The organism is Kurthia gibsonii, from assembly GCF_006539985.1.
Lineage (GTDB): Bacteria > Bacillota > Bacilli > Bacillales_A > Planococcaceae > Kurthia > Kurthia gibsonii.
Map to the genome: position 1 here is coordinate 48,991 of NZ_BJOB01000005.1, position 24,911 is coordinate 73,901.

Below are 24,911 nucleotides of genomic sequence, written 5' to 3' on the forward strand. Positions count from 1 at the left end.
AGAGATATGCGATGAGTTTAAAAGGCATTGAGTTACAAATTGCGATACCTAAAACTTTTGATGCGGGAAAACAAGTTGAACAAGCGCAGCAACAAGTACATGCCGGACAAGACTTGGCAAATACAGCTTTGAATAAACAAATCGAAAAGAATCACACCTCTTTGTTAGAATCTGAAAAGCTCAAAGAATTGCGACAAGATGAACCGAAAGATCAAGAGAAAGAAAGAAAAGAAAAAGAAGAACGCGAAGGAAATGAAAAATTAAATAAAAATCGAACAAAGCACCCCTATAAAGGAAACTTTTTTGATTTTAGTGGATAAGGAGGAGAGAATGAGATGGTAATCATAGTGACGATTCTATTCATTCTCCTTTTACTTTGTTTTTATTTTTTAGTATTACTCAATATGAAGATGAATCGTTTTAAACAAAATGAACAACGACAAGAGCGATTAATTGAAGAGATGGAAGCATCAATCTCATCGTTCTTAGTGGATATTGAAGATGAAAATGCGCGGTTGATTGAAGCATTAAAGAAACAAGCATCACCTTCTAAACAAACGCCGAATAATCAAGTAACTGAAAAACGACAAGTAAAAGAAGAAGTAATAATTGACGTGCAAGAAAAATATACGAAAGAACCAACGTTCACACTACCAAAATCTTATGCAAAAAAAGCATATGGCGTACAAACTTCAAAACAGCCAGTACTAGAAGAAAAGGTTCAAACGATTGATGAACGGGTAAAGGAAATGTATATGCGAGGTAAGTCAATTGATGAAATTGCAAAAGAACTAAACCGAGGTAAAACCGAAGTGGAGTTAATGATTAAGTTCCATGAAAAAAACAAGTAAAATAACTTGTCACACTGTTAATATTATGGTACTATTACAAACGGTGTTAAATACACACGTATTCTGATGCAATGAGTGGTGCTCTTTCAATGAAGGAGTTCTCATGCAGTGGATGAATGCGGAGGAAATCAAATACAAAACCTTTAGGAGGCAATACAAATGTCAGTAATTTCAATGAAACAATTACTAGAAGCTGGTGTACATTTCGGTCACCAAACTCGCCGTTGGAACCCAAAAATGAAAAAATTCATCTTTGTGGAACGTAACGGTATCTACATCATCGATTTACAAAAAACAGTTAAAAAATTAGAAGAAGCTTACGACTTCATGCGTCAAGTTGGTGCAGACGGTGGTAAAGTTCTTTTCGTTGGTACTAAAAAACAAGCTCAAGAAGCAATTAAAGATGAAGCTGAACGTTCAGGTAACTACTACATCAACCAACGCTGGTTAGGTGGTACTTTAACTAACTTCGGTACAATCCAAAAACGTGTTGCTCGTATGAAACAAATCGAGCAAATGGAAGAAGACGGTACTTTCGCTGTACTTCCTAAAAAAGAAGTTGTTCAACTTAAAAAACAACATGAACGTCTTGTGAAATTCTTAGGCGGTATCCGTGATATGAAAGCTATTCCAGATGTAATGTTCGTGGTTGACCCACGTAAAGAACGCATCGCTGTAGCTGAAGCTCACAAATTAAACATTCCACTTGTGGCAATGGTTGATACTAACTGTGATCCAGACGAAATCGATTACGTTATTCCTTCAAACGATGACGCAATCCGCGCTGTAAAATTAATCACTTCTAAAATGGCTGACGCTTTAATGGAGTCTAAACAAGGTGAAGATGAAGCTCAAGTTGAAGCTGAAGAAGCTGCTGAGTAATTTCTAGGTAAGTTTGAAATAGGTGATAAGCGGCTAAACCCTCTTATCACCTTTTTTTGAGAATATAATAGGATAGATATTAGGAGGAAAATATCATGGCAATTACTGCTCAATTAGTAAAAGAATTACGTGAAAAAACTGGTGCTGGTATGATGGATTGTAAAAAAGCATTAGTTCAAACTGATGGTGACATCGACGCTGCTGTAGACTTCCTTCGTGAAAAAGGTCTTGCTGCTGCAGGCAAAAAAGCTGACCGTGTAGCTGCTGAAGGTACTACTTTCATCGCAGAAAAAGGTAACACAGCTGTATTATTAGAAGTAAATGCTGAAACTGATTTCGTTGCTAAAAATGAAGGTTTCCAAGTTTTAGTAAAAGAATTAGCTGACCACTTACTAGAAGTACAACCTGCTGATGTAGAAGCTGCTTTAGAATCTACAATGTCTAACGGTGCGAAAGTATCTGACCACATTTCTTCTGCAATCGCTACAATCGGTGAAAAAATCAGCTTACGTCGTTTTGTTATCCAAACTAAAACAGACGCTGACGCTTTCGGCGCTTACCTACACATGGGCGGACGTATCGGTGTATTAGCACTTGTTGAAGGTACTACTGATGCAGAAGTAGCAAAAGACGTTGCAATGCACATCGCTGCTTTAAACCCTAAATACATCTCTCATGACCAAATCTCTGCTGAAGAAGTAGAACATGAGCGTAAAGTATTAACTGAACAAGCACTTAACGAAGGTAAACCAGAAAACATCGTTGCGAAAATGGTTGAAGGTCGTCTTAACAAGTACTTTAAAGAAATTTGTGTTCTTGACCAACCATTCGTTAAAAACCCAGATGTAACTGTTGGAACTTTCTTAACAACTGCTGGTGGTAAATTAACTTCTATGGTTCGCTTCGAAGTAGGCGAAGGTATTGAAAAACGTGAAGATAACTTTGCTGAAGAAGTAATGAGCCAAGTTAAAGGTAACTAATTTCAATCAACATACAATATGTCATTTCTAGGGAGCACAAGCTAAACTTCGTGTTCCCTATTTTTCAATAAAAAAGTATGATGGAGGTCCAGAAAATGCCGCAATATAAACGCGTTGTCATTAAATTAAGTGGGGAAGCTTTAGCAGGAGATCAAGGTTTTGGCCTATCGCCACAAATCGTTAAATCGGTTGCCCAACAAATTAAAGAAGTAGTAGATCTAGATGTGGAAGTTGCACTAGTAGTAGGTGGCGGAAACATTTGGAGAGGTAAAATTGGTGCCGAAATGGGCATGGAACGAGCAAATGCCGATTATATGGGTATGTTAGCAACCGTAATGAATGCACTAGCACTTCAAGATTCATTAGAGAACCTAGGAGTCGAAACGCGCGTTCAATCATCGATTGTGATGACGCAAGTTGCAGAGCCGTACATTCGTAGAAAAGCAGTTCGTCATTTAGAGAAAAAACGCGTTGTCATTTTTGCTGCAGGTACTGGGAATCCATATTTCTCAACAGATACAACAGCTGCATTACGTGCTGCTGAAATTGAAGCAGATGTCATTTTAATGGCTAAAAATAATGTAGATGGCGTATATTCAGCAGATCCAAAATTAGATACAACTGCTGTGAAATATGATCAACTAACATACTTAGAAGTTATCCAACAAGGTCTACAAGTAATGGATTCTACAGCATCTACTCTATGCATGGATAATAATATCTCATTAGTTGTATTCTCATTGATGGAAGATGGAAACATTAAGCGTGCTGTATTAGGTGAACCAATCGGTACAGTTGTAAGTAAATAATTATTAGGAGGAATTCAAATGTCTAAAACAGTTGTCGATTTAGCTTCAGAAAAAATGTCAAAATCAATCGCTGCTTTTTCACGTAATCTAGCAAGTATTCGTGCTGGCCGTGCAAATGCATCTTTACTTGATCGTATTAATGTTGAGTACTATGGTGCACCAACACCTTTAACTCAAATGGCAAGTATTACAGTGCCAGAAGCGCGTCTATTAGTTATTACACCATACGATAAAACAATCTTAGGTGAGATTGAAAAAGAAATTATGCGTTCAGATATCGGTATTACACCAACAAATGACGGTAATGTTATTCGTTTAACAATTCCAGCGTTAACGGAAGAACGTCGTAAGGAATTAGTAAAACAAGTAAGCAAAGAAGCAGAAGAAGCGAAAGTTGCAGTTCGTAATATTCGTCGTGATGCAAATGATGAGTTCAAAAAACTTGAAAAAGCAGGCGAAATTACAGAAGACGATTTACGCGGATACGGTGAAGACGTTCAAAAATTAACAGATCAGCATATCGCAAAAATCGATGAATTAACTGCTGAAAAAGAAAAAGAAATTCTTGAAGTATAATCATTAGAACTTTGTGGGTTTATAAGACGTCCTATTGACAAAGGGACGTCTTTTTTAAATCAATTGGAAAATACTTTTTAAAAGAGGAAATATATTCGTATTTTTGTTATGATAAGTTCAGTATACGTTCCGATTTGTAAGCTAGTGGAGGATTCTAAATGTTAGATAAACTTGGATGGAAGAAATCAGAAAAAGCAATTCAGTCAATCGATGAACGAGTGGCGAGTTTAAGCCAACAAGATGTACCGAATCATATTGCAATTATTATGGATGGAAATGGTCGCTGGGCAAATAAACGTGCGCTGCCAAGATTTTTAGGGCATCGTGAAGGCATGCAAAATATTCGACGTATTACGCGCGCAGCGAATCGTATGGGTGTTGGTGCGATTACTTTGTATGCTTTCTCAACGGAAAATTGGAAACGACCATCTAAGGAAGTAGAATTTCTTATGCGTTTACCGGAAGAGTTTTTAAATTCTTTTATTCCTGAACTTATGGAGTTGAATATTCGTGTTGAAATGATTGGTGAGATGGATGGTGTACCAGAATACACAAGTCGCGCGATTCAACATGCAATGAAAGAAACAAAAAACAATACAGGTATGATACTGAATTTTGCATTCAATTATGGAAGTAGACGTGAAATTGTTTTAGCGATGCAACGTCTAGCGCAACTTGTCAAACAGGGCGATTTGCAACCCGAAGAAATTACAGAAGAAGTCATTTCGAATTATTTAATGACATCTAAGCTACCAGAGCCAGATTTATTAATTCGAACAAGTGGCGAAATTCGTCTAAGCAACTTTTTATTATGGCAGCTGGCGTATACTGAATTTTGGTTTACAGATGTACATTGGCCAGAGTTTACAGACGAAAAATTATTAGATGCAATTGAAGATTTCCAAAAGCGTAATCGTCGTTATGGTGGGTTGAAAGGAGAATAAAAAGTGAAACAGCGTATTATCACAGCCGTAATCGCTGCCGCTTTGTTTATTCCATTTGTCGTATATGGTCATTTACCATTTACGATTTTGGTCTATGCGATGGCAGCGATAGGGCTTTTTGAAATGCTAAGAATGAAAGGACTTTCCTTTTTCTCAATTCCGGGCTTACTCGGTTTTTTAGCAATGTGTGTTATATTAATGCCTCGTGAATGGGCAATAAAAGTAGAGGGTACAACATCCTTTTCGCAGCTAGAATATCTTTCGATTTTTGTACTTTTACTACTGATTTATACAGTTGTAGTGAAAAATAAAGTGACCTTTGATGCGGTAGCATTTATTGTAGCCAGTGTATTCTATGTTGGTGTCGGTTTCCATTACTTTATTTCAACAAGAACAGAAGGTATTGCCTATATTGTATTTGCTTTAGTCATTGTATGGTCTACAGATTCAGGAGCATACTTTGTTGGACGTAAAATAGGAAAACATAAATTATGGCCTGAAATTTCACCAAAAAAGACAATTGAAGGTTTTGTTGGTGGTATTGTCATTGCAGTGATTGCGACAGTAATTTTCCAATACTTTGCGCAATTAGATGTGAATTATGGTCTATTACTACTTGTTGCTGTTGTAGCATCGATGATTGGCCAACTCGGTGATTTAGTAGAGTCAGCAATTAAAAGACAATATGGCGTGAAGGATTCGGGTAATATTTTACCGGGACATGGTGGTATTTTAGATCGTTTTGATAGTTTGATTTTTGTTCTACCATTGTTACACTTCATTCATTTTGTTGGATAGGGGAATGAAACATGAAATCAATTAGTTTATTAGGTGCGACAGGATCGATTGGTCAACAAACACTTGATATCGTAAAAGAACATCCAGAGTCATTTCAAATTTCAGCATTGTCAGTTGGACAAAATATTGAAAAAACAAAAGAGATTATTCGAGAATTTCAACCGAGATTAGTCTCTGTTTTAAAAGAAGAAGATGCACGCGCATTACAAAAAGAGTTTCCAAAAACGGATTTTACATTCGGTAATCAAGGTTTAATTGATGTAGCTACATATGCAGACTCAACGTATTTGCTGAATTCTGTTTTAGGTTCAGTAGGTTTAGAGCCTACATTAGCAGCAATTCGTCAAAAAAAAGCGATTGCGATTGCCAATAAAGAAACACTTGTGACAGCAGGACATCTTGTGATGGCAGAGGCGAAGAAATATGGTGCGCCAATTTTGCCTGTCGATAGTGAGCATTCGGCGCTATGGCAAGCGATGGTTGGAGAAGATCCAAAATCGATTTCAAAACTGATTTTAACAGCTTCTGGCGGTAGCTTCCGTGACCAAACACGTGAGCAATTAAAAGATGTAACTGTAAAAGAAGCGCTGAACCATCCAAACTGGTCGATGGGTGCGAAAATTACGATTGATTCAGCTACATTAATGAATAAAGGTCTTGAAGTAATTGAAGCAGCAGTATTATATGATATGTCTTATGATAATATTGATGTTTTAATTCACCGTGAGAGCATCATCCATTCAATGGTTGAATATCATGATACATCGGTCATGGCACAACTTGGTACACCGGATATGCGTACACCAATTCAATATGCACTAAGTTATCCAGAACGTTTACCACGTCCTAACGCACAACGTCTAGATTTAGCGAAAATAGGTCAACTTCATTTTGAAAATGTAGACTTTGAGCGTTTCCGTTGTCTTGGATTTGCTTATGAAGCAGGGCGTATGGGTGGCACGATTTTAACTGTAATGAATGCTGCAAATGAAGCGGCAGTAGATGCCTTTTTACATGAGAAAATTAAATTCTTGGAGATTGAAGATGTGATTGATCGTATGATGCAGTCGCATGAAAATATGTTAAATCCTGATTTAGAAACCATTTTACATGTAGACCAAGAAACAAGAAAATTTGTTCGAAGCATGATAAAATAAAAATGTAATACAACTTTTTAACTCGAAGAAGGTGGGAGAACATGCAAGCAGCAATTGCGTTTATTTTAGTGTTCGGCTCCATCGTATTCTTCCACGAATTAGGCCATTTTATTTTCGCAAAACGTTCAGGTATTTTAGTACGTGAATTTGCGATTGGCTTTGGACCAAAAATTATTGGGATTACAAAGGGAGAAACACTCTACACAATTCGTTTACTGCCGATGGGTGGATATGTACGAATGGCTGGAGAGGATATGGATACGACCGAGTTACAACCAGGTTACCGCATTGGTTTTTTATTAAATGATCAAGACGAAATGTCACGTATTGTGTTAAATCAGAATAAACAACTGCCCGATATGCTCTTTTTAGAAGTTGAAAAAGCAGACCTTTTAAAAGGATTATGGGTAGAAGGCTATGATGAAGATGAGAATTTAGTACGTTATAATGTAGCGCGCGATGCTGTCATTGAAGAAAATGGTCAACAGACGATTATTGCGCCTTATGACCGTACATTTAATGCAAAGTCATTAGGAAAGCGTGCAATGACGATTTTTGCAGGTCCTTTATTCAACTTTATTTTAGCGATTGTCTTCTTTATGATTATTGGTCTTGTTCAAGGTATTCCAACGAATGAACCAATTATTGCAAATGTTGTAAAAGATAGTCCAGCGCAGCAAGCAGGCATGCAAAAGGATGATTTAGTCGTCTCTGTAGATGGTAAGTCCATTTCAAAATGGGAGCAACTATCAGAAGTGATTCAAAGCAGTGCGAATAAACCAATCGATTTAGAAGTAAAGCGAGATGGCAAAATCGTACCGATTGAAGTAACGCCAAAAGCAGCTGAAGTAAATAAAGAAAAAGTAGGGCAAATCGGTATTCAATATGCGAACACGTATGAAAAAAATCCGCTAAAAGCTATTCCTTATGGATTTGAACAGACGTATAATTGGATAGTGAAGATTGCTGAACTTCTAGGTCTGTTAGTGACAGGTCACTTTACGCTGGATGCTTTATCAGGACCGGTTGGAATTTATAAAGCAACAGAAGAAGTTGCAAAGTATGGCTTTATGACATTAATGAACTGGGCAGCCGTATTAAGTATTAACTTAGGTATTATGAATTTATTACCGCTACCAGCATTAGATGGCGGACGCTTATTATTCTTTGGATATGAGGCAGTTCGAGGGAAGCCAATTGATAAACAAAAAGAAGGTATGGTTCATTTTGTCGGTTTTGCATTGTTGATGGTATTAATGATTGCTGTGACATGGAACGATATACAAAAATTCTTCTTTTAATTAAAGAGAGAAAATAGAATAGCCAAAAGGTGAGGTTAACGAATGAAACAATCAAAAACATTTATTCCAACTTTACGCGAAACACCAGCAGATGCTGAAGTAAAATCGCATCAGTTGTTATTACGCGCAGGATTTATCCGTCAAAATACAAGTGGAGTATACTCTTATTTACCGTTAGCTCGTAAAGTGCTTTCTAAGATTGAAAACATTGTACGCGAAGAAATGGATGCTATTGGTTCAAATGAAATTTTAATGCCTGCTTTACAATCAGCAGAGCTATGGGAAGAATCAGGTCGTTGGGAAGCATATGGTCCAGAACTAATGCGTTTAACAGACCGTCATAACCGTCAATTTGCATTAGGACCAACACATGAAGAAGTTGTTACATCACTTGTTCGTGACGAGTTGAAATCGTACAAAAAATTACCATTAACGCTATATCAAATTCAAACAAAATTCCGTGATGAAAAACGCCCTCGCTTTGGTTTATTACGTGGACGCGAATTCATCATGAAAGATGCTTATTCATTCCACGCATCATATGACAGCTTAGATGAAACATATAACGACATGGTACAAGCATATACAAATATCTTTAACCGTCTTGGTTTGAACTTCCGTGCAGTAATCGCTGACTCTGGTTCAATTGGTGGTACAGCAGGTACACATGAGTTCATGGTACTTTCTGAAATCGGTGAAGATACAATTGCTTACTCAGATTCTTCAGATTATGCAGCAAATATTGAAATGGCTGAAGTAAAAGTAGAATATAGCCACTCAGATGAAGAAATGAAAGAATTAGAAAAAGTAGCAACACCAGAGCAAAAAACAATCGAAGAAATATCAGCTTTCTTAGATATCGTATCTGAAAATATTATTAAAACATTAGTATTTAAAGTAGACGAAGAATTAGTTGTTGTTTTATGTCGTGGCGACCACGAAGTAAATGACATTAAACTAAAAAATGCATTAGGTGCAACTTCTGTTGAACTAGCAGAAGATGCTGAAATTCATGAATTACTTGGTAGTCATGTTGGTAGCCTAGGTCCAATCAAATTACCAATCGGTGTGAAAGTCGTTGCAGACCACGCGATTAAGTCAATTCGTAACGGTGTAGCTGGAGCGAACGAAGATGGTATGCATTATATCAATGTAAATCCAGGTCGTGACTTTGCGATTGATCGCTATGAAGATATCCGATTTATTCAAGTTGGAGACCCATCTCCAGATGGTGAAGGTACAATTAAGTTTGCAGAAGGAATCGAAGTAGGACATGTCTTCAAATTAGGCACAAAATACTCAGATTCAATGAAAGCAACATTTTTAGATGAAAATGGTCGTGCGCAACCATTCATTATGGGTTGTTATGGTATTGGTGTATCACGTATTCTATCTGCAGTAGCAGAACAATGCCAAGATTCATACGGGTTTGTATGGCCAAAACAAATTGCGCCTTACGATGTGCATTTAATCTCAGTTAATCCAAAGGATGAAGCACAATTAGAACTAGGTGAAGAACTGTACAAATTATTAAAATCATATCGTTATGAGGTATTATTTGATGAACGTGCAGAACGTGCGGGCGTTAAATTTACAGATGCAGATTTAATTGGTTTACCTGTTCGTATTACAGTAGGTAAAAAAGCTTCTGAAGGTATTGTAGAAGTGAAAATTCGTCATAGTGGCGAAACATTCGAATGTGCAAAAGAAGAAGTTGTGGATCGTATCAACAACATTTTTCAAACACTATAAGTCGATTGAAAAATACGTTATAAACGAATGAAGGAGAAAGGTTGTCTCTAAAAGTCATGTGTATAGATGACTTTTCAGGGCAGCCTTTTCGACTTTTAAATGAAAGGAGATTTATATGTCACAAGAAGCAACAGAAGCACGTCAACAGTTTCATATTTTGTTACAACAAATTGGTTTAACTGAAGACCAAGATCTTCACTATGTAGAAGGCGGTGAATTACAGCGCTTAACGGTTCAAAAATCAAAACGTGTATGGTTATTTGCTTTAAAGCTACCCCGTATTTTACCGTATAGTTATTTCGCGCGTTTTGAGCAACATGTGATGAATGCTTTTAAAAGTATTGCAACAACACAATTAGCCATTACAGTTGCACAACCTGAAATAGATGAGGAGCTTATTCGTTCTTATTGGACGCGCGTCGTACAAGACCAAGATGAATTATCGCCCCCATTACGTGAAATTTTATCGAAGCAAGTACCTGAAATGATGGGACAGAAGCTGGTTCTATACTGTAACCAAGACTTTGAACAAGCAACACTCCGTAATAAATATGCAGAAAAGTTAAGTGAAACTTATCAGCAATATGGATTCCCACCATTACACTTTGATTTCCAAGTGAAGGATGTTACGCAGGAGATGGCGGAAGCACAGCAAAAATTCTTAGAACAGCGTCGTATTGAAGAAGAAGAAATTTCGAAAAAAGCAGTGGAAGACTTACAAAAACGTGAGAAGGAACGTCAACAAAATCCAGATGGTATTGATGTATCAAATCAACCGTTCCAACTGGGTATTCCAATTAAAAATGATGAAAACTTTATGGAGATTCATCAAATTCAAGATGAAGAACGTCGCGTTATTATTGAAGGTTTTGTATTCGATGCAGAAGTGAAAGAGCTGCGAAGTGGTCGTTCATTATTAACATTGAAAGTATCCGATTATACAGACTCGATTCTTGTGAAGATGTTCTCACGTGATAAAGAAGATGCAGCTATTATGCAGATGGCGAAAAAAGGGATGTGGGTAAAGGTACGAGGTTCTGTACAAAATGATACATTCGTGCGTGATTTAATTGTGATGGCACAAGATATCGTTGAAACAAAACCGGTTATTCGACAAGATACAGCACCTGAAGATGAAAAGCGTGTTGAACTGCATCTACATACACCGATGAGTACGATGGATGCTGTTACACCAACAGCTGATTTAATTGCAGCAGCTGCAAAGTGGGGACACCCAGCCATTGCAATTACCGATCACAACGTAGCACAATCATTCCCTGATGCACATAATGCAGGGAAAAAGCATGGCGTAAAAGTAATTTACGGTGTCGAAATTAATCTTGTAGAGGATGGTGTACCAATCGCTTATGATGAACAACATATCGCGTTAGAAGATGCGACATATGTCGTCTTTGACGTTGAGACAACAGGTCTATCTGCAGCCTATGATACAATCATCGAATTAGCTGCTGTTAAGATTGTAAATGGTGAAGTAGTGGATAAATTTGAAAGTTTTGCAAATCCACATCATAAATTATCTTCTACAACGATTGAATTGACAGGTATCACAGATGATATGGTACAGGATGCGCCGGAAGTCGTCGATATGATTGCGAAATTCCATGACTTTATTGGTGATGGCATTGTCGTTGCACATAACGCATCATTTGATATTGGTTTCTTGTATGAAGCATATAAACAAGCGAATATTGATGATTTCCATCACCCTGTAATTGATACATTAGAGTTGGCACGTTTTTTACATCCAACGATGAAGAACCACCGTTTAAATACATTATGTAAAAAATTCAATATCGAATTAACACAGCATCACCGTGCGATTTATGATACGGAAGCGACAGGTTACTTACTACTTCATTTAATGAAGGAAGCAACTGCAAAAGGAATCGTATATCATGATGACTTTAATAAATATATCGGTGGTGGAGATGCTTACAAACGTGCACGACCAACACATTGTACGGTACTTGCAAAAACAAATGATGGTCTAAAAAATATGTTCAAAATGTTGAGTGAATCTTATACAGAGACATTCTACCGTATGCCGCGTATTAAGCGTTCAACACTACAGCGTTATCGCGAAGGTTTAATTGTAGGGTCAGGATGTAGTAAAGGGGAATTCTTTACAGCAGTCATGCAAAAGTCATTAGATGAAGCGATGGAAATTGCGAAGTTCTATGATTATTTAGAAGTACATCCACCAGCAGTCTATGCGCCACTCATTGAATCCGAGTTAATTAAAGATGAGTGGAACATGCAAGATATTATCCGTAAAATTATTAAAGTTGGGAAGAAGCTAGATAAGCCTGTTATTGCGACAGGGAACGTACATTACCTACACAAAGAAGATGCGATTTTTAGACAGATTCTGATTCGTTCACAGGGCGGTGCGAATCCTTTAAACCGAAATACACTGCCAGACGTACATTTTAGAACAACGAATGAAATGCTCGACGAATTTGCTTTTTTAGGTGATGATGAGGCAAAACGCATTGTTGTAGATAATTCGCGTGCCTTAGCTGAACAAATGGATGAAGTTATTCCATTAAAAGATGATTTATATACACCAAAAATTGATGGTGCAGAAGATGAAGTACGTCGCATGACATATGAGATGGCGCATCATATTTATGGTGAGGAATTACCTGAAATTGTCGAAAAACGAATTGATAAAGAGTTGAAGTCGATTATCGGTCATGGTTTCTCTGTCATCTATTTAATTTCGCATAAGCTTGTAAAAAAATCATTGTCTGATGGTTATTTAGTAGGTTCGCGTGGTTCTGTAGGTTCGTCACTCGTTGCGACCTTTATGGAGATTACAGAAGTAAATCCATTGCCGCCGCACTATGTCTGTCCAAACTGTAAAAAATCAGAGTTCTTCGATGATGGTTCTGTAGGTTCAGGTTACGATTTACCAAATAAAGATTGTCCAGATTGTCATGTTCCATACAGTAAAGATGGACAAGATATTCCGTTTGAAACCTTCTTAGGGTTCAAGGGAGACAAGGTACCCGATATTGACTTGAGTGCGACACGTTGCTAGTTGAAAAGACTAGTCACCATTATTGGTAGAACTGCTATTTCGAAGTGTGGAATGACGGAGTAACGCCCCGAAACACACTCGCTGAAGCTACGACATGCAAGCGGATGACTGCAAAACAAAAACTTGTATGAAGCTCGTTAAAGTAGGCTGAAGTTCACCCAAACAGTACGGCTGTGGAAAGGGAGATATCCTGTGAATGATAGGTCTGGTGTCTATAAACTTCCTATGGTTAGAATCAGTAGAATGACTGGGACGAACCCTCGATTGACTTTTCGTGAATGTCACGTAGTAGAAATGCTGCGGGGTCCAAATTAGGACTTCTAGGTATGGATGAGTAAGCGTTTGGTTATGAAAACCCATCTTGTGTTACAGGCACATGCAAGCCTAGCGGAATTTAGGGGGAACCTAAGGGAAGATGTACAGATAGAAATAGTGGAACGTGTGAAGCTCCTAACGTAAGAGACAGTTGCATGTCGATGACGACGGTGTACGGAAATGCTGAATAAGTTATAACGTACTTTGATGGAGTGGCAGTAGTGCTGTAGTACCGTTGAAGAAATGCCTGTGATGACTGAATAATCAATAGGTCGGAGGATAAAACATTTCAGAGGGAAGGGCACAAGTCGTTAGTGTTGAAATTAAACCTACAAAAAGTCAGATTCTAGTATGACTAAAGAGAACGAAAGCTCAAGGGAGTGATTAGTTGGCTGACTTAATGATTCAAAAGTTAAGAAACAACGAGTATTTTGGGTTACAAACCACTTTTGATAATCTTTATAACGAAAGTAAAAGTGGTCGCTATTTTACAGACCTTTATGATTTGATTGTTTCCGAAGAAAATATATTGCTTGCCTTTCGTAACTTGAAAAGCAATACAGGTAGTAAAACGAAAGGTACAAATGGACACACAATTAAACATTTGAACAAAATGAACGCTAATAAACTAATCAAGCTTGTTCGAAGAAGACTAGAAGATTATTCACCACACGCAGTTAGAAGGTTATTCATACCAAAACCAAACGGAAAAATGCGACCTCTTGGTATCCCAACTATTGAGGATAGATTAATACAGCAAATGTTTTTGCAAGTATTAGAACCGATTACGGAAGCGAAATTTCATCCGCAAAGTTATGGTTTTAGACCGAAAAGAAGCACACATGATGCACTTGCAAGATGCTATCATATGGTGAATCATAGTCATCAACATTTTGTAGTTGATATCGATATTAAAGGTTTCTTCGATAATGTTAATCATAAAAAGCTAATGAGACAATTATGGACGATTGGTATAAGGGATAAAAAAGTATTAGTGATAATTAAGAAGATGTTGAAAGCCGAAATTACAGGTGAAGGATTACCAATGAAAGGGACTCCCCAAGGAGGTATTTTATCTCCGTTACTCGCAAATATAGTTTTAAACGAGTTAGATTGGTGGATTTCAAATCAATGGGAAACGAAATCGACAAGAGTACCTTATAAGCTAAAACGTAATAAAACGGATGCACTTAAAAAGACAGCGTTAAAACCAATGTATTTAGTTCGATATGCAGATGATTTTAAAATTTTCACGAATTCTTATGAAAATGCCCGAAAGGTTAAAATCGCCGTTGAAAAATGGTTGATGGAACGGCTAGGGCTAGAAATCAGTGAAGAAAAAAGTAAAATCACAAATTTGCGTAAGAATGGTACAGACTTTTTAGGGATTCGCTTTAGAGCGGTAAAAAAAGGCAATGCAAAAACGGGTTACATTGTTAATTCTAAGATGGACCCAAAAGCAAAAGAAAAGGTACAAGGCGTCATAAGGCATCAATTAGTTAAACTAAGAAAAAGTCCTACTCCACAAAAAGTGATGAATTTTAATGCGAATATTTTAGGGTTGCAAAATTATTATAAGATCGCAACTCGAATCGCTCAGGATTTTAATGAGATAAGGCATAACATTCATCCGAATATCAAATCACTCATGATAAGAAAAATCTTTGTGAAAACAAAAGAAACAAACGGAGTGATTGATAAATTTTATGGAGACTACAATTATCCGCGATTCAAAAGCAATGGATTGTTAGTCTATCCTATTGAGGCAGTTCGACACGATATACGGGGACAACGCAAACCAGAATTTACGATTTACAACGAGGATGACAGAAAAGCGGTCCATAAAGATTTAAAACAAGTGTCCATAAGAGAAATAGAAATGTTTCGTAAGGGAATTTACAAATCAAAAAGTGTTCTGTATGAAAACAACCGATTGAGTAAATATGTAGCACAAAAAGGCTGTTGTGGCATTACGGGTGAACGGTTAACTCCTCATCAAGCTTTATGTCATCATATAAAACCAACAGCACAAGGTGGTACAGATGAATACGATAACTTGATAATTATCAATAGAAAGTATCATATGCTCATTCACAACTCAGACCCTTTAAGAAATAAAGAGTATCAAAAGATATTAAGTAAATTCGAAGTAAAAGCAATTAATAAATTAAACAGGCTAAGAACGGAAGTAGGAAATCCAAAACTTAGTCTATAAATTCAACAAAACTAACGATGGAGCGCCGTATGACACTGAAAGGGTCACGTACGGTGTGGGACGGGGGAAAAGCTGGTGATAACTTCAAAAGCTTACCTATCGTCATACTTCTCAGGTGAGTATCAACCACAGGCGCATAACTATACAAAAGTATTGTTCGGTGAAGACTATGCGTTTCGTGCTGGAACAATTGGTACAGTAGCTGAAAAGACGGCATATGGTTATGTAAAAGGATATGGAACAGACCATAATATTAACTTTAGAGGAGCAGAAGTAGACCGCCTCGTTCAAGGTTGTACAGGCGTGAAACGAACAACAGGACAGCACCCTGGTGGTATCATTGTTGTACCGAACTATATGGATATTTTCGATTTTACACCGATTCAATATCCAGCAGATGATCAAGGTTCAGAATGGCGAACAACACACTTCGACTTCCATTCAATTCATGATAATATTTTAAAACTCGATATACTTGGACACGATGATCCGACTGTTATTCGTATGTTACTTGATTTAACAGGGATTGACCCAAAAACCATTCCAACAGACGATCCAGAAGTAATGGCAATCTTCCAAGGACCCGAACCGCTTGGTGTAACACCTGAACAAATTAAAGCCAAAACAGGAACGTATGGTATTCCTGAGTTTGGTACGAAGTTTGTACGTGGAATGTTAGAAGAAACGAAACCATCTACTTTCTCAGAGTTAGTTCAAATTTCAGGGCTTTCACATGGAACAGATGTATGGCTTGGCAATGCAAGTGAGCTGATTGAAAATGGAACGTGCGTATTATCTGAAGTAATCGGTTGTCGTGACGATATTATGGTTTATTTAATCTATCAAGGATTAGAACCTTCACTAGCCTTTAAAATTATGGAACATGTGCGTAAAGGTAAAGGGTTAACGGAAGATATGGAAGAAGCGATGATGGCTGAAAATGTACCGAAATGGTATATCGAATCATGTAAGAAAATTAAGTACATGTTCCCGAAAGCCCATGCGGCTGCCTATGTCTTAATGGCGGTGCGTATTGCGTATTTTAAAGTTCATTTCCCAATCGTTTACTACTGTGCGTACTTTACAGTTCGTGCCTCTGATTTTGATTTACTTGCGATGGTGAATGGCTCTGAAACAATCAAAGCACGTATTGAAGAAATTGAGAGCAAGGGATTAGAGGCATCGGTTAAAGAGCGCTCTTTACAAACAGTTTTAGAACTTGCTTTAGAAATGACAGAACGTGGTTTAACGATTCAAAAAGTGGATTTATATCGCTCAAAAGCAACAGAATTTGTCATTGATGGAGATTCTTTAATTCCACCATTCAATGCGATTCCAGGTTTGGGAAATAACGTAGCTGAAGCGATTGTACGCGCAAGACAAGATGGTGAATTTTTATCAAAAGAAGATTTACAAATTCGTGGTCGCGTATCGAAAACATTGATTGAGTATATGGATAAATTAGGTTGTTTAGAAGGTATGCCAGATGCCAATCAATTATCGCTATTCTAGGGTTTACTTGCATAAATCGTGAATTGATGCTAAAATAAAAACAATTACTTTGTTGATAGAACAGACGGCAAAAGAGTGGGGATTCCTCACTCTTTTCTGTTTGTATTTATCAGTAACTCTAAAGTCAGGAGGATTGTATGAGCAAAATTACTACGGAAATCGAAGAACTTGTAAAGCCAATCGTTGAGGAGCTTACATTGGAGCTAGTAGAGGTTGAGTTTGTAAAAGAGGGGCGCGATTGGTTTTTACGTGTATATGTTGATACTCCTGAAGGCAATATTGATATCGATCAATGCGCACAAGTGAGTGAGCGTTTAAGCGAAAAGTTAGATGAAAAAGATCCGATTTCACAAAATTATTACCTTGAAGTATCTTCTCCAGGAGCGGAACGCCCTTTAAAAAAGGAAGCTGATTACATTCAAGCAATTGGCCAATACGTTCACATCAAGACATACGAAGCAATTGATGGCAAAAAAGTATTTGAAGGTTACTTAACATCTTATACAGATGAAGGTGCCGCATTAGACATGTTAATCAAAACAAGAAAAGTAAAAGTATTAATTCCGAAAGAGAAAATTGCGGCAGCTCGCTTAGCAATTGATTTTTCTAAAGAACAATAATCTAGGAGTGAAACAAAAATGGGCAAGGAACTAGTAGGTGCTCTTAAAGCGCTTGAAGAAAAAGGAATCTCACGTGAAATTATCGTAGATGCAATTGAAGCGGCATTAATTACAGCATATAAGAAGAACTATGACGAAGCGAATGTACGTGTGGACTTAAACCTTGATAAAGGAACAATGCATCTCTATTCACGCAGAGAAGTTGTTGAAAAGTCAGAGGACGATTTATTAGAAATGTCGTTAGAGGATGCACGCCAAATCAACCCAGCGTATGAGATTGGTGACATTGTTGAAACAGAGGAAGTGCCACGCGACTTCGGACGTATTGCAGCAACAACAGCAAAACAAATTATGACACAACGTTTCCGCGAAGCAGAACGTGGCTTAATTTATGAAGAGTATGTAGATCGTGCAGACGATATTATCAACGGTGTTGTAGAACGTCTGGATGCACGTAATATCTATGTAGGAATTGGCAAAATCGAAGCGGTATTATTACCGAACGAGCAAATTCCAGGTGAATCATATGAGCCACACGATCGTATTAAAGTGTACATTACAAAAGTAGAACGTTCTTCTAAAGGACCTCAAGTATTCGTTTCAAGAACACACCCAGGTTTATTACGCCGTCTATTTGAATTAGAAGTACCAGAAATTTTTGAAGGTACAGTTGAAATCAAAACAATTGCACGTGAAGCAGGAGATCGTTCAAAAATCTCTGTTATCGCGCATAACGATGAAGTAGATCCAGTTGGTGCATGTGTTGGTACAAAAGGTGCACGTGTCCAAACAATTGTAAATGAATTAAACGGTGAGAAAATTGACATTGTAGAATGGTCAGAAGATCCAGTTGAATTCGTAGCGAACGCACTTAGCCCATCAAAAGTATTAGATGTTCAAGTAAATGAAGAAGAAAAATCAACATTAGTTGTCGTACCAGATTACCAACTATCATTAGCAATTGGTAAACGTGGTCAAAATGCACGTTTAGCAGCGAAATTAACAGGTTGGAAAATCGATATTAAATCTGAAACAGACGCAATAGAGCAAGGCCTATATGACCCAGCGAATGCAACAATCGTTGTAAAAGAAGAGCCATCTGTAGAAGAAGATGTAGAAATCGATTTATATCACGACGAAGATTAATTGAAAGGTGTTTAGAAGATGCCAGTCAATCGAAAAGTACCATTAAGAAAATGTTGTGCAACAGGTGACATGTTACCAAAAAAGGACATGGTACGTGTTGTACGTTCAAAAGAAGGTGAAGTATCCGTAGACGAGACTGGTAAAAAGTCTGGTCGCGGTGCTTACGTATCGAAATCAGAAGCTGCAGTAGAAGCAGCAAAGAAGAAGAATGTTTTGAAAAATCAATTAGAAGTTGAAATTCCAGAACACATCTATGATGATTTGCTAGCAGTTATTCGAAAGGGTAAATAACATGACAACTGAACAAGCCATTTTAAATTTACTAGGAATTGCAGCGAGAGCAAGACAAGTAGTATCAGGCGAAGAACAAGTGGTGAAGGAAGTTCGAGGACAATCGGCTAAACTTGTGATTTTATCCACAGATGCTTCAAAGAATACGCAAAAAAAGTTGCGCGATAAATGTAACTCATTTCAAGTTGAATTGCATGAATTTAGTACACGTGAAGTACTAGGTCATGCGACAGGTCGAGAAACACGTGTATCCTTAGCAATTATGGACCGCGGTTTTGCGAAAAAACTGTCGGAGTTATTCCAACAACTTGAATCACAATAATGCAGTACATGAGGAATCAAGACAGAAGCTGTCAAATAAGATCCAAGTGTGAAAGTCCTTATTTCACCAAGTCATCAATGAGCGCCAAGGGACAGCCAGGAACTCGTCCTGCTATTAGTTCGATGACGATGTAAGAAATTAATAGCGAACACTCAAAAATTTCATATGAATAAGGATGTACTATGACAAATAACTCATCTAATAATAATAATAATAAAACAAATACTTCACGCCCGTCTTCAGGCGGCAATAACGCAGGTCGTGGCGGACAACAAAATCGTGGCGGACAAAACCGCGGAGGACAAGCAGGTGGTCGTCCACAACAACGTCGTCGTCCAGGAATTAACGGAGGTCAACGTCGTAAAAACCGTCCAGCTCCACAACCTGTAGCACCAAAAGCATTACCAGAAAAAATCACGTTCTATGAATCATTAACTGTAGGAGAGTTAGCGAAAGAGCTAGGTCGCGAGCCTTCAGAAATCGTTAAAAAATTATTCTTACTTGGTGTAATGGCAACAATTAACCAAGAATTAGATAAAGATACAATCGAATTAATCGCTACAGACTACGGTGTAGAAGTAGAAGAAGAAATTCGTATTGACCGTACCGATTTAGAAACATATTTCGAAGATGAAGAAGTAGTAGAAGATGCTGAAGCAGTAGAGCGTCCTCCAGTTGTAACAATTATGGGTCACGTTGACCACGGTAAAACAACATTACTAGACTCAATTCGTAACACAAAAGTAACTGCGGGTGAAGCAGGTGGTATCACACAACATATCGGTGCTTACCAAGTAGAAGTAGAAGGCAAAAAAATCACATTCCTTGATACACCAGGACATGCTGCATTCACAACAATGCGTGCACGTGGTGCAAAAGTTACTGATTTAACAATTCTAGTTGTAGCAGCTGATGATGGTGTTATGCCACAAACAGTTGAAGCAATCAACCATGCGAAAGCTGCAGAGGTTCCAATCATCGTTGCAGTAAACAAAATGGATAAACCTTCAGCGAACCCAGATCGTGTTATGCAAGAATTAATGGAACATGGTTTAGTAGCAGAATCTTGGGGTGGCGAAACAATCTTCGTACCAATTTCTGCACTAAAAGGTGAAGGAATTGATCAACTTCTTGAAATGATTTTATTAGTTTCAGAAGTAGGCGAATTAAAAGCAAATCCAAAACGTAATGCAATGGGTACTGTAATTGAAGCACAACTTGATAAAGGTCGCGGTTCAGTTGCAACACTTTTAGTACAGAATGGTACATTAAAAGTAGGTGACCCAATCGTTGTAGGTCATGCTCACGGTCGTGTACGTGCGATGATTAATGACCATGGTCGTCGTGTAAAAGAAGCAGGTCCATCAACACCAGTTGAAATCACAGGTTTAAGTGATGTGCCACAAGCGGGTGATCGTTTCGTTGTATTCGATGATGAGAAATCTGCACGTCAAGTAGCAGAAGCACGCGAAATGACAGCAATCCAAGAACAACGTGGTGAAGGTCAACGTGTAACTTTAGATAACCTATTCGACCAAATGAAACAAGGCGATATGAAAGAATTAAACTTAATCGTAAAAGCTGACGTACAAGGTACAGTAGAAGCGATGGCTGCTTCATTAATGAAAATTGAAGTAGAAGGCGTTAACGTGAAAATTATTCACACAGGTGCAGGTGCGATTACAGAGTCTGATATTTCATTAGCAGCAGCATCAAATGCAATCGTAATTGGTTTCAACGTACGTCCAGATACAAATGCAAAACGTGCAGCAGAACAAGAAGGCGTTGATATTCGTCAACACCGTATCATCTACAAAGTAATCGAAGAGATTGAAGCGGCGATGAAAGGGATGCTTGACCCAGAATACGAAGAAAAAGTTGTGGGTAATGCAGAAGTACGTGAAACATTCAAAGTATCAAAAGTGGGTACAATTGCAGGTGGTTATGTTACAGACGGTAAGTTAGTACGTGACGCAGGTGTACGTGTTATCCGCGATGGTATCGTTATTTTTGAAGGTGAATTGTCTTCATTAAAACGATTCAAAGATGATGCAAAAGAAGTAGCAAAGGGTTACGAATGTGGTTTCACAATTGCAAACTTTAATGATATTAAAGTGGGCGATGTAATTGAAGCATACGTAATGGAAGAAATTAAACGCTAATGATTGTTTATGTGGAATGTGAATTTATGATTCCAGCCGCACATTCATTAAAAGAAAAAAGAGCTGTGTTAGAAAAGATGAAAGTCCGGACCAAACAGCGTTATAATATAGCTATCTCAGAGATTGATCATCAAAATGTTTGGCAAAGAACACGCTTAGCAATTGTGACCGTTTCCTCGAATAAGCAAGCTGCTAATCGGGAAATGGATCACGCCATTGCACATTTAGAGTCGAATCCTGAGTGGGAACTTCTTGATTTATATCGAGAATATTTATGAAACTGAGGTGAATCGATTATGTCATTACGTTCAAATCGAGTAGCTGAGCAAATTAAAAAAGAGCTTGGCGATATTATTGGTCGTAAGCTAAAAGACCCTCGTGTAGGATTTGTTACAGTTACAGATGTAGAAGTAACAGGCGATTTACAACAAGCGACAATTTATATTACTAGTTTAGGTACAGAACGAGAAAAACAGGAAACATTAAAAGGGCTCGAAAAAGCAAAAGGCTTTATTCGCTCTGAAATTAGTAAGCGTATCCGTTTACGCATTGCTCCTGAACTATTTTTCGAATTTGATGCCTCAATTGAGTACGGTAATCATATTGACGATTTGTTACGCAAACTGCACGAATCTGATAGATAACAATCGTAAAAAAGAGGCTGTCCTTTATTGGATCAGCCTTTCTTTTTTATGTAAATGGAGGTATATGAATGCACGGGATTTTACCATTATGGAAAGAAGCAGGCATGACATCTCATGACTGTGTATTTAAATTAAGAAAAATTTTAGGCACGAAAAAAGTAGGGCATACAGGTACACTTGATCCAGCAGTAGAAGGTGTACTACCGATTTGTGTAGGTAATGCAACACGTTTAGCAGAATATATTACAGACGCAGGAAAAGTATATGAAGCGGTTGTATCGATTGGAACTGCAACAACGACAGAAGATGCAGAAGGTGAAGTCGTTACACAAAATCATACGCATAAAGTGATTACACGTGAAGCAATTGAACAAGCTTTGCACTTATTAACAGGTACAATTGAACAAACACCGCCAATGTACTCTGCTGTTAAAGTAAATGGTCGTAAACTATATGAGTATGCACGTGCTGGTCAAACAGTGGAACGTCCGACACGACTTGTCGAAATCAAAGAATTAACATTACTTGAGCCGCAAGAAGTATATGAAGGTGAAGAAGTGATGTTCTCTATTCGAATTGCTTGTGGAAAAGGTACTTATATTCGTACGCTTTCCGTTCAAATTGGTGAGATTCTTGGATACCCAGCTCATATGAAAAAACTTATACGTACGATGTCAGGAAGTTATACACAAGATGAATGTAAAACGCTTGGTGAATTACAAGAGATGAAAGAACAGGGAACATTAAGTGAAGCGATTCGTCCACTTGAAACAGCATTAACAGAATACCCACAAATTGCGATTACAGATGCAAATCGAAAAGAAATTTCGAATGGACAAGTGCTTCCAGTACACCCTTCTCTAAAAGAATCTGATAAGATAGTGTACGTGGAAAATAATCAGGCTGTAGCTATTTATGTAGTACATCCAACTAAAACAGGATTAATGAAACCCGAAAAGATGTTTCCTAAAGTAAACTAGGAGGTTACGACATGCAAGTTGTACAATTATCATATCCAAACCAAATTACTTCAGAACAATTAACAGGTCCTTATTCACTTGCGCTAGGATTTTTTGATGGCGTACATAGAGGGCATCAAGCGGTGATTAATAAAGCGAAAAAAAAAGCAGAAGAAACGGGGACAAAATTAGCGGTTATGACATTTGACCCTCACCCTTCGATTGTTCTTGGTCAAAGTAAAGAAAAAGTATTTTACATTACACCCCTACAACAAAAAATCACGATTTTAGAAGAATCGGGTGTTGATACGTTATTCGTCGTTCGGTTTACATCTGACTTTGCACAATTATCACCAGAGGAATTCGTCCAACTATTTATTAAAGACTTAGGTGTACAACATGTCACAGCAGGTTTTGATTATACATTTGGACGAAAAGGTAGTGGAACGATGGCGGATATGCCAGCGCTATGTGGTGAGGACATTACCGTGCAAGTAGTTGAAAAACAAATAGAAGATGATGAGAAAATTAGCTCTACTCGTATTCGTGCATTATTAAAAGAAGGTAATATAAAAGAGGTTCACGCATTATTAGGTAGACCATATCGCACACCGGGAGTAGTTGTACATGGTGATAAACGTGGACGCACAATTGGATTCCCGACGGCGAATGTACAAGCAGATGAAGGTAGTTTTATTCCTGCAAACGGTGTCTATGTAGTCAAGGTACGTGTACAACAAGAATGGTTTATCGGTGTATGTAATATTGGGTACAAACCGACATTTAAAAATCCAAACGAGAAAAACTTAACAATTGAAGTGCATATCGTAGGTTTCGATAAAAATATTTACGGAGAAGCAGTAGCGATTGATTGGTATGATTGGGTACGCCCAGAGCAAAAATTCGACGGAATTGAGGCGCTTGTTGCACAACTCACAAAAGATAAACAAGCCGCAATCGATTTCTTCAAAGAAGTATAGTAATGTAGAGAGAATCGTTTATTTTACAGTGATTTTAGTTGCGTAGAGACCTTCTTTATGTTACTATTTCATAAGTGACTTGATAAAAGCACAGAACCTTTACTTGGTATTTCGATTCTCCAACGAATCACTCAGTAACAGGGGATATTTTATAATTTGGGAGGTGTATTCAAGATGGCATTAACACAAGAACGTAAAAATGAAATCATCGCTGAATACCGTACACATGAAAGTGATACTGGATCTCCAGAAGTACAAATCGCTGTACTAACTGAGGATATCAACAACTTAAACGAGCACTTACGTACTCATAAAAAAGATCACCATTCACGTCGCGGTTTATTCAAAATGGTAGGTCGTCGTCGTAACTTACTGAAATATCTTCGTGAAAACGATGTTCAACGTTACCGTGAATTAATTGGTAAACTTGGCTTACGTCGATAAAATGCAACTTGAAAAAGCGGGCTAGTCCCGCTTTTTCTTTATGTTACAGAAAAAAAGAATCACACGCCAATCCCAAAATATGAAAAATTGCTTCATCAAGTATGAAATGTTTCGCAATGAAAACACATTTTTGATAAACTAGCTAGTGATTACATAAATAAAATAAATGGCAATACGGTTTTTGAGA

General features: G+C 37.7%; 22 protein-coding genes and 2 pseudogenes. All 24 read left to right on the forward strand.

Features of this window, described 5'->3' with window-relative positions; translation table 11 throughout:
* Positions 1 to 11: 11 nt before the first annotated feature.
* The 24 genes and pseudogenes from KGI01_RS02670 to rpsO all read left to right on the forward strand — a co-directional run bounded on the left by KGI01_RS02670 (position 12) and on the right by rpsO (position 24,724).
* Positions 12 to 320, forward strand: a complete 309-nt coding sequence (locus tag KGI01_RS02670) for a hypothetical protein (protein WP_141273036.1) — start codon at positions 12 to 14, stop codon at positions 318 to 320.
* Positions 321 to 335: 15 nt separating this feature from the next.
* Positions 336 to 851 (forward strand): DUF6115 domain-containing protein, encoded by a 516-nt coding sequence (locus tag KGI01_RS02675; RefSeq protein ID WP_141273038.1) that lies wholly within the window; start codon positions 336 to 338, stop codon positions 849 to 851.
* 159 nt (positions 852 to 1,010) lie between these two features.
* Positions 1,011 to 1,733 (forward strand): 30S ribosomal protein S2, encoded by a 723-nt coding sequence (gene rpsB / locus KGI01_RS02680; RefSeq protein WP_068454789.1) that lies wholly within the window; start codon positions 1,011 to 1,013, stop codon positions 1,731 to 1,733.
* Between the two features lie 95 nt (positions 1,734 to 1,828).
* A complete protein-coding gene (gene tsf / locus KGI01_RS02685) occupies positions 1,829 to 2,713 on the forward strand; it encodes a translation elongation factor Ts (RefSeq protein ID WP_141273040.1) in 885 nt (294 codons plus the stop codon).
* Between the two features lie 95 nt (positions 2,714 to 2,808).
* The gene (gene pyrH, locus KGI01_RS02690; RefSeq protein ID WP_068454784.1) at positions 2,809 to 3,522 is read left to right on the forward strand and encodes a UMP kinase; all 714 of its coding nucleotides are present in this window, start codon (positions 2,809 to 2,811) and stop codon (positions 3,520 to 3,522) included.
* An 18-nt stretch (positions 3,523 to 3,540) separates the two neighbouring features.
* Entirely contained in the window at positions 3,541 to 4,098 is a 558-nt protein-coding gene (frr, locus tag KGI01_RS02695) for a ribosome recycling factor (RefSeq protein ID WP_068454781.1), read from the forward strand.
* Positions 4,099 to 4,256: 158 nt separating this feature from the next.
* Positions 4,257 to 5,042, forward strand: a complete 786-nt coding sequence (locus KGI01_RS02700) for an undecaprenyl pyrophosphate synthase (protein ID WP_141273042.1) — start codon at positions 4,257 to 4,259, stop codon at positions 5,040 to 5,042.
* A gap of 3 nt (positions 5,043 to 5,045) precedes the next feature.
* The gene (locus KGI01_RS02705; protein ID WP_141273044.1) at positions 5,046 to 5,840 is read left to right on the forward strand and encodes a phosphatidate cytidylyltransferase; all 795 of its coding nucleotides are present in this window, start codon (positions 5,046 to 5,048) and stop codon (positions 5,838 to 5,840) included.
* A gap of 11 nt (positions 5,841 to 5,851) precedes the next feature.
* Positions 5,852 to 6,997: a 1-deoxy-D-xylulose-5-phosphate reductoisomerase gene (locus tag KGI01_RS02710; RefSeq protein ID WP_141273046.1), complete on the forward strand. Its 1,146-nt coding sequence runs from the start codon at positions 5,852 to 5,854 to the stop codon at positions 6,995 to 6,997.
* Positions 6,998 to 7,038: 41 nt separating this feature from the next.
* Positions 7,039 to 8,298, forward strand: a complete 1,260-nt coding sequence (rseP, locus tag KGI01_RS02715; RefSeq protein WP_068454769.1) for an RIP metalloprotease RseP — start codon at positions 7,039 to 7,041, stop codon at positions 8,296 to 8,298.
* Positions 8,299 to 8,340: 42 nt separating this feature from the next.
* Entirely contained in the window at positions 8,341 to 10,050 is a 1,710-nt protein-coding gene (locus KGI01_RS02720) for a proline--tRNA ligase (protein ID WP_141273048.1), read from the forward strand.
* Between the two features lie 115 nt (positions 10,051 to 10,165).
* Positions 10,166 to 13,099: pseudogene (locus KGI01_RS02725) on the forward strand (PolC-type DNA polymerase III); the annotation flags it as partial.
* 718 nt (positions 13,100 to 13,817) lie between these two features.
* Entirely contained in the window at positions 13,818 to 15,644 is a 1,827-nt protein-coding gene (gene ltrA / locus KGI01_RS02730) for a group II intron reverse transcriptase/maturase (protein WP_141273052.1), read from the forward strand.
* A 108-nt stretch (positions 15,645 to 15,752) separates the two neighbouring features.
* Positions 15,753 to 17,156: pseudogene (locus KGI01_RS02735) on the forward strand (PolC-type DNA polymerase III); the annotation flags it as partial.
* Between the two features lie 137 nt (positions 17,157 to 17,293).
* Positions 17,294 to 17,776: a ribosome maturation factor RimP gene (gene rimP, locus KGI01_RS02740; protein ID WP_141273056.1), complete on the forward strand. Its 483-nt coding sequence runs from the start codon at positions 17,294 to 17,296 to the stop codon at positions 17,774 to 17,776.
* A gap of 18 nt (positions 17,777 to 17,794) precedes the next feature.
* The gene (gene nusA, locus KGI01_RS02745; RefSeq protein ID WP_141273058.1) at positions 17,795 to 18,922 is read left to right on the forward strand and encodes a transcription termination factor NusA; all 1,128 of its coding nucleotides are present in this window, start codon (positions 17,795 to 17,797) and stop codon (positions 18,920 to 18,922) included.
* 18 nt (positions 18,923 to 18,940) lie between these two features.
* On the forward strand, positions 18,941 to 19,213 hold the full coding sequence (gene rnpM / locus KGI01_RS02750; protein ID WP_068454754.1) for an RNase P modulator RnpM: 273 nt from the start codon (positions 18,941 to 18,943) through the stop codon (positions 19,211 to 19,213).
* A 1-nt stretch (position 19,214) separates the two neighbouring features.
* Positions 19,215 to 19,535 carry a YlxQ family RNA-binding protein gene (locus KGI01_RS02755; RefSeq protein ID WP_068454751.1) on the forward strand — a complete coding sequence of 107 codons (321 nt, stop codon included), beginning with the start codon at positions 19,215 to 19,217 and terminating at the stop codon, positions 19,533 to 19,535.
* A 182-nt stretch (positions 19,536 to 19,717) separates the two neighbouring features.
* Positions 19,718 to 21,697, forward strand: a complete 1,980-nt coding sequence (infB, locus tag KGI01_RS02760) for a translation initiation factor IF-2 (RefSeq protein ID WP_141273059.1) — start codon at positions 19,718 to 19,720, stop codon at positions 21,695 to 21,697.
* Positions 21,697 to 21,975, forward strand: a complete 279-nt coding sequence (locus tag KGI01_RS02765) for a DUF503 domain-containing protein (protein ID WP_141273061.1) — start codon at positions 21,697 to 21,699, stop codon at positions 21,973 to 21,975. Before infB ends, KGI01_RS02765 begins: the two co-directional genes overlap by 1 nt.
* An 18-nt stretch (positions 21,976 to 21,993) precedes the next feature.
* Entirely contained in the window at positions 21,994 to 22,341 is a 348-nt protein-coding gene (gene rbfA, locus KGI01_RS02770; RefSeq protein ID WP_068454743.1) for a 30S ribosome-binding factor RbfA, read from the forward strand.
* 68 nt (positions 22,342 to 22,409) lie between these two features.
* Positions 22,410 to 23,321, forward strand: coding sequence for a tRNA pseudouridine(55) synthase TruB (truB, locus tag KGI01_RS02775; protein ID WP_141273063.1), 912 nt, complete (start codon positions 22,410 to 22,412; stop codon positions 23,319 to 23,321).
* Positions 23,322 to 23,332: 11 nt separating this feature from the next.
* On the forward strand, positions 23,333 to 24,280 hold the full coding sequence (locus KGI01_RS02780) for a bifunctional riboflavin kinase/FAD synthetase (RefSeq protein WP_141273065.1): 948 nt from the start codon (positions 23,333 to 23,335) through the stop codon (positions 24,278 to 24,280).
* Between the two features lie 174 nt (positions 24,281 to 24,454).
* Positions 24,455 to 24,724: a 30S ribosomal protein S15 gene (rpsO, locus tag KGI01_RS02785; protein WP_087680152.1), complete on the forward strand. Its 270-nt coding sequence runs from the start codon at positions 24,455 to 24,457 to the stop codon at positions 24,722 to 24,724.
* Positions 24,725 to 24,911: the final 187 nt, after the last annotated feature.